At 40.9% G+C, this 6,398-nt stretch carries 8 protein-coding genes; all 8 read left to right on the top strand.

Annotation, left to right across the window (positions count from 1 at the left end; translation table 11 throughout):
* Positions 1 to 229: 229 nt before the first annotated feature.
* The 8 genes from HCZ42_RS18440 (at position 230) to HCZ42_RS18475 (ending at position 5,531) form a co-directional block, all read left to right on the top strand.
* Complete coding sequence (locus tag HCZ42_RS18440) at positions 230 to 1,279, top strand: hypothetical protein (protein ID WP_167422218.1); 1,050 nt, start codon at positions 230 to 232, stop codon at positions 1,277 to 1,279.
* Between the two features lie 116 nt (positions 1,280 to 1,395).
* Complete coding sequence (locus tag HCZ42_RS18445) at positions 1,396 to 2,133, top strand: HNH endonuclease (RefSeq protein ID WP_167422219.1); 738 nt, start codon at positions 1,396 to 1,398, stop codon at positions 2,131 to 2,133.
* Positions 2,134 to 2,318: 185 nt separating this feature from the next.
* A complete protein-coding gene (locus tag HCZ42_RS18450) occupies positions 2,319 to 2,672 on the top strand; it encodes a DUF1428 domain-containing protein (protein ID WP_167422220.1) in 354 nt (117 codons plus the stop codon).
* A gap of 121 nt (positions 2,673 to 2,793) precedes the next feature.
* On the top strand, positions 2,794 to 3,201 hold the full coding sequence (locus HCZ42_RS18455) for a bleomycin resistance protein (RefSeq protein WP_046265392.1): 408 nt from the start codon (positions 2,794 to 2,796) through the stop codon (positions 3,199 to 3,201).
* Positions 3,202 to 3,393: 192 nt separating this feature from the next.
* Positions 3,394 to 3,759 carry a DUF6404 family protein gene (locus HCZ42_RS18460; protein WP_029807180.1) on the top strand — a complete coding sequence of 122 codons (366 nt, stop codon included), beginning with the start codon at positions 3,394 to 3,396 and terminating at the stop codon, positions 3,757 to 3,759.
* 156 nt (positions 3,760 to 3,915) lie between these two features.
* Positions 3,916 to 4,284 (top strand): VOC family protein, encoded by a 369-nt coding sequence (locus tag HCZ42_RS18465; protein ID WP_167422221.1) that lies wholly within the window; start codon positions 3,916 to 3,918, stop codon positions 4,282 to 4,284.
* 171 nt (positions 4,285 to 4,455) lie between these two features.
* Positions 4,456 to 4,692, top strand: a complete 237-nt coding sequence (locus HCZ42_RS21905; protein WP_254868989.1) for a hypothetical protein — start codon at positions 4,456 to 4,458, stop codon at positions 4,690 to 4,692.
* A 356-nt stretch (positions 4,693 to 5,048) separates the two neighbouring features.
* Complete coding sequence (locus HCZ42_RS18475) at positions 5,049 to 5,531, top strand: MazG-related protein (protein WP_167422222.1); 483 nt, start codon at positions 5,049 to 5,051, stop codon at positions 5,529 to 5,531.
* Positions 5,532 to 6,398: the final 867 nt, after the last annotated feature.

The raw sequence follows: 6,398 nt of genomic DNA on the forward strand, positions 1-6,398 counted from the left end.
GCAGCTGTCTGTTTGGTTTCAGTGTTTTAAGTCATGAGTTTCGTGCTATATTTCAATATCTTGGCGTGTACCAAAGGCTTTAAGGGCAGCGTGCTAACAAACAGTTCAAGTGGGATTCAGCACGCGTGGCATTTTTGGTATACGGTGGTTTTGGTGTTGAAGTGCAATGCGGGGGCTTGGTCATTGCGTGCTTCACCCCTTAACTGGGCGTTAAACGGCAGGAGGTAAATTGAAGTACGAAAAAACTTTACGGAAGCTTTCTCAACAAAACAAGTTAACCGATAAGATGATAATTGAGTTCTTTAAGAAGCATGAGAGTCTCGATGTAGTCGTTGTGGCAAAGTATATTGGGCAATGTAATGGCTTTGAGGTTACGACTGATATTGGTATTGCCTTTTTGCCCGAATTTCCGGTAGCCCGTTATAACAAAAAGCAATTTAGAATCACTGGTAACCAAGAAAGGATACATGATTTTTCTTGTCCATTTCCTTTGAACTTAGGTATGGGTAATGTAATAAATCAGCAGTATGAGATATCCAAGTTAAAAGGAACGTCGGAATATAAAAAAGAAATAGATAGTTGGGTTTTATCAGTTTTTTCTCCAGAAATAGCCATTACATACTTCAATAAGTTTATCCGAAAGAGTCGAGCGCTAGGTCAGTATAAAACGATTATATTTGAGTCAATTGAAGCGTTCTACCTAGGAATGGATCATATTGCGATTATGAGTTTACTTCCTGTATTTGAGGGTGGTTTGAGAAATATACAAGTTATGATGCTCAACAAAAATCACGATACCGTTAGTGCTAAGAATTTCGAAAAAGGCTTGAGGGATATCTTGCTTTTATGGGGACGCAAGCAGTTAGAACGTTATATCTGGTATCCGGGTTGCAATGGGGTGACCACTGTAGAAATCGACTTCTTCACTCATATGAATCCACAGTGTGATGTAATTAATTCTTTTAGGATCTTTTTCAGAGATACTTTATATGTGCCTAGCAAAGGGTCCACTCAAGGGTTCAACCGCCATTTAATTGTTCATTTGTTGCAAAACGATTTCAATGAACCCGCTAACTTTGTTCGACTATTTTTAGCGTTGACCCATTTGACGTTCATTGAAAGCTTAACTAATCAGGCTATTCCTTTCATGTGGCCTGGTGTTGATGAAGAAGATAGGAAGTTAGCTGAGTATATCAGGGTTGTGTCAAAGCAGTTCGGTGACCCGAGGTGTAAACTGCTCAATCAGTTGGGAATTAGTGAGTACGATCTTGCCGTTTAACAAAGCATTTAAGAGTGATTCGCAACGCTTGGCAGTTTCGCTTCGCTCAAGAATAGCCAAGCGCCGCTCACACCTTAATGCGGCGTTAGCTTTTAAAGGATAATTAGGAGTTTTTTGTGGGTTGGAAACAGGTTAAAGAGGAAGCTTTAGTAGCTTGTCGGAGGCATTGCTGCTTATGTTATCTATTCAAAGATATCAAGATGGAAGTGCATCATATCGTTCAAAGAAGTGAAGGGGGAACTGATACGTTTGATAATGCGATCCCTTTATGCTTTGACTGTCATGGGGACATGCGAAGTTATGACAAAAATCATCCTAAGGGTTCAAAGTATACGCACAAAGAACTAAAACAGCGTCGAGACGAATTTTATAGTTTTTTACGTGATAATCCTATTTGGACTGCGAAGGGAACACCTGTCAAACATATTGGGCAGCAGGGAATTTCTAAGAGAGATCAAGCCTTATTGGATAAAGTTATGAACTTAGAAATGACAGGGAATATTATATATTTTCTGAAAAACTACAGTTTCGCAACCCCTCATGAAAAAAGGTACAACGATTATATTCATTACTTTTCAGAATCTTTAGAACATTCGCCCTTACGCTTTGCTGATAGCGAATTAAATAAACTATTAGAGGCATTAATTAGTGAATTTGAGAGCTTGTCACGAGTTGTTGCACAGAAGACATACCCTGCTAGAGGTGGTGACATTCATAACCGTCACTACGAAGTTCCTAGTGAGTATTCATCAGACCATTTCGATGAAGAAGTTGGTGCTCTAGATTTACAAGCTCGGAGAGTATGTACGATATACGATGAACTTGTGGCAGTAGGTTTACAAAAGGAAAGTTGAACAAAAAGCTAACAAAGCATTTAAGAGTGATTCCCAACGCTTGGCATTTTTCATTCCATCGTTGGGTTTTGTGTTTACGGTGGCATGGTGAGGTTTTGTGATAGCGTTGCTCACACCTTAATGCAGCGTTATGTGCTTTTGCGCGGCTGTACTAAGATCAATACTCCATATAAAGGAGATTACTTATGTCATTTGTCGATGGATTTGTAGCCGCAGTCCCAACTGCGAATAAAATGGAATATCTGGCTCACATCGAAATTGCAGCCGAAATGTTTAAAGATTACGGTGCGTTACAAGTTGTAGAAGCATGGGGGAATGAAGTGCCTGATGGTGAAACTACCTCTTTTCCAATGGCAGTAAAAGCTGAAGTGAATGAAACTGTGGTGTTCTCATGGGTTGTTTGGCCTTCAAAAGAAGTACGAGACTCTGCTTGGCCCCAAATAGAGGAAGACCCTCGAATGAACCCGGAAAATAATCCCATGCCATTTGATGGTAAGCGGATTATCTATGGTGGCTTTGATGTCATTTTGGACAAATAGCGGATACGCACATAACAAAGCATTTAAGAGTGATTCGCAACGCTTGCCGTTTTCGCTTCGCTCAAAGTATAGGCAAGCGCCGCTCACACCTTAATGCGGCGTTATGTGAATAGGGAAAATCATGACATTACGAGTAGTTCCAGAATTGTATTGTTTCGATATAAATGTAAGTAAGACTTTCTTCACAGATATTCTTGGTTTTGCCATCAAATACGAAAGGCCAGAAGAACAGTTTGTATATTTAACACTCGATGGTGTCGATTTAATGTTAGAAGGTTTATCCAGTCAAAGCCGTAAGTGGATCACTGGTAACCCAGAATTCCCGCTGGGCCGTGGTATGAACTTTCAGTGGGACGTTAATGACATTGAACGCTTATATCGTGAAGTGTGCTCGAAATCTAATGAGTCAATTTATCTAGCGCTCGAATCTAAATCGTATGAATGTGGTACTAAGTCCGTCGTTCAAAAGCAGTTTATCGTGCAATCACCAGACGGGTACTTGTTTAGGTTTTGTCAGGACGTCCGTTGACAAAATTCACATAACAAAGCATTTAAGAGGGATTCTCAACGCTTGGCGGTTTCAGTTCAAAGTTCAGTTGAAGTGTTTATGGCACAATGGTTTAGTTTGGGTGGCCTGCGTTGTTCACCCCTTAATGCGGCGTTATGGCGCAGCCATAGAACCACAGTCATCTAGTCAGAAATGAATTACAGGGAGGTTAACGTGGACAAAGTCGTTTTCATTCGGCAGCACCTTATTGAAAAAGGAGTCCCCACAGATCTAGTCTATCCTTGGCCTTTTCTTTGGGCAAAGCTTTTTAAGTCCAAAGGTAAACCTCTGGTCTTTCAATCGCCAATAAAACTGTTTGTTCTTGATGCATTATATGAGAGCGTGATTTGGGGGGGATTTATGTGGTTTATAGTTTGGCATTTACGCCCAGAGGGATGGCCAATCTATGTCATTTTATCAATTGCTTTTGGTTTGAGTATGGGGCTCGTTACGGCTTGGCGTGTACACAAAGCCAAGAAAAAACTTGGTCCTCTTGGTTGGGGGGAATGGTGTAAGGCAAACTACGAGTCAGCACCATAACAAAGCGTTTAAGGCAGATTCACAACGCTTGGCGGTTTCACTTCGACTCAGCATTTGTGTCTACGGTGTGAGGTTTTAGGTTGGGTGGTTAGCGTTGCTCACTACTTAACGCGGCGTTATATGCTTTCAAGTTTCAAACAATAAAAGGACTTAAAAATGATTTTAAATCACGTCTCAGTTGGCGTTTCTGATGTGGCAAAAGCGGTTGGTTTTTATGACTCAGTTCTTTCTACGTTGTTTATTAAACGTGCTCACTATATAGAAAATATCGCAGCGGCTTATGGTGAAAACTTTGAATTTTGGGTCGGAAGCCCTTGTGAAGGAAAAGCTAAATCAAGTAATGGTGCTCATATTGCTTTCAATGCGCCTTCAAAAGAAGCTGTTGACCAGTTTTATTCTACAGCCATTGAATTGGGTGGTTCATGTGCAGGTAAGCCAGGCCTAAGACCTGAGTATGGTGAAACTTACTATGCAGCATTTGTTCGTGACTTAGATGGAAACAAAATCGAAGCAGTTTCAATGTAACTTCGAGTACGCATATAACAAAGCGTTTAAGAGGGACTCCTAACGCTTGGCGGTTCTAGCTCAAAGTTCAGCTTAAGTGTTTATGACACAATGTTTAAGCTTAGGTGGTATCGCGTTATCGCCCCTTAACGCGGCGTTAAGCAACTTATTGAAAATTTGAGGAAAGAATAAATGCCAGAAGATGTGAGGCGGGAGTTTATAAAAAGGATTGAGGATTTAAAGTCGCAAATATCATCGCGTTACAATATTTTAAACTTAGAGGCTATATGGCTGTTTGTTGCGACTCTAGGGTGTTGGAGTGTTGATCAGAAATATGTCCAAATGCTAGCCATTTTACTTGTATTGGTATTCTTTTCTGCAAAAGTTGCGAAGGACCAAAAGTACGACACCACGTTTGCCAGAATGTAAAAGATATCCGCAATGATATTGAAGGGTTTATTTTGGAAGGTGACTCTAAAAAAGCAAGGCTTCACGAACTTGAAGAGATAAACAATAACTTACTCGGCTTAAAGTCAATCTACAGGTCCACACCCATGTTTCTAATGGGGTATGCATTTTGGGCGATCTCTGTGTTCGTGTTCGGATTCCGCTCATTTGGGTAAAGTAGCTTAACAAAGCGTTTAAGAGGGACTCCCAACGCTTGGCGACTTTAGTTCAAAGTTTGGCTTCTGTGTTTATGGCACAATGTTTGAGTTTGGGTGGCAGCGTTGTCGCCCCTTAACGCGGCGTTATGGCGCAGGGCAAAATTCAGCTAAGGGAACTAGATGAGTGATAAAGTTAAAGTAGCCTTACAGTGGCTCAAAGAGATCTTGGATGCAGAGGTTGTGGAGTATCAAATAGTAGGTGGATTAGCGGCAACTATTCATGGTGGAAGTCGGGAAATCGCAGATATAGATCTTTATATTCGAAACTCAGACGCAGACAAAGTGCTATCGCATGTAGCAAAATACATATCCAAACCGTTAACTCATTATGCCGAATATGGTTGGGACCTAGAGTATTTCCAATTGGTTTACCAAAATCAAAAAATTGAAATCGGTTTGTCTGAACATACTAAGATACAATCACATCAAGATGGCTCTTGGCACCAGCTTGAAATCTACTTTTCAGAATCAGTTATTAAAGATTATCAAGGTATCGAGTTGCCAGTTATCCCAGTTCATCGTTTAGTCGAGTACAAGCGGATATTGGGTAGGGAAGTAGACCAAATTGACATACAAGAGCTAACGTTGAGTGGAGCGCCATAACAAACAATTTAAGAGTGATTCAGCACGCGTGGCATTTTTGGTATGCGGTGGTTTCTGTGTTGAAGTACCATGCAGCAGCATAGGTATTGCGTGCTTCACACCTTAATTGGGCGTTAGCACTGGGTTGGAATCAAAGGTCAAAAGTTTTGATGTTATTGGTTTCTTTCCTAGATTTACACCTGATCAAATGTGCCTCTCACGTTCGCTCCGGTGGCACTAGATGTATAGTTTTCGCTTGGATTTCACCGTTTACGGTTTCTAACTTTCGGGCTATTTCACTGGCTCGGTTTCTTTGATGCGGTTGATTTCTTGCCTTAAATTTGGCTATTTGTCGTGGTTGTTGAAGTCCGATGATCGAATCCTTTGCAAATTTTAATACTGCTAAAATCGGGCAGTTTTGCATGTTTTTCTTCTTGCCAACTTGCGCTTAAAGTTAGTTTTCAGTTTGGCAGCTGTCTGTTTGGTTTCAGTGTTTTAAGTCATGAGTTTCGTGCTATATTTCAATATCTTGGCGTGTACCAAAGGCTTTAAGGGCAGCGTGCTAACAAACAGTTCAAGTGGGATTCAGCACGCGTGGCATTTTTGGTATACGGTGGTTTTGGTGTTGAAGTGCAATGCGGGGGCTTGGTCATTGCGTGCTTCACCCCTTAACTGGGCGTTAGTTGCCAACGAGAAAAGCGCAGCTAAATCAGAATGTTTAGGGCTAATGTCCGTGTGTTTTTGGCTAGGTTTTCTTATTTCAATTTCTAGTTATTTGGGCTTGTGAAAATCGTGCTTTGGTTTTTTGTGCGGTTCGGTCTTTCTATTTCAGAAACCGATTTACTTGTTGAAAGTCAGCTTTGCAATATTGTCATTCTCAAATGAGCT

The sequence above is a fragment of the Vibrio hepatarius genome (assembly GCF_011806575.1).
Classification (GTDB): domain Bacteria; phylum Pseudomonadota; class Gammaproteobacteria; order Enterobacterales; family Vibrionaceae; genus Vibrio; species Vibrio hepatarius_A.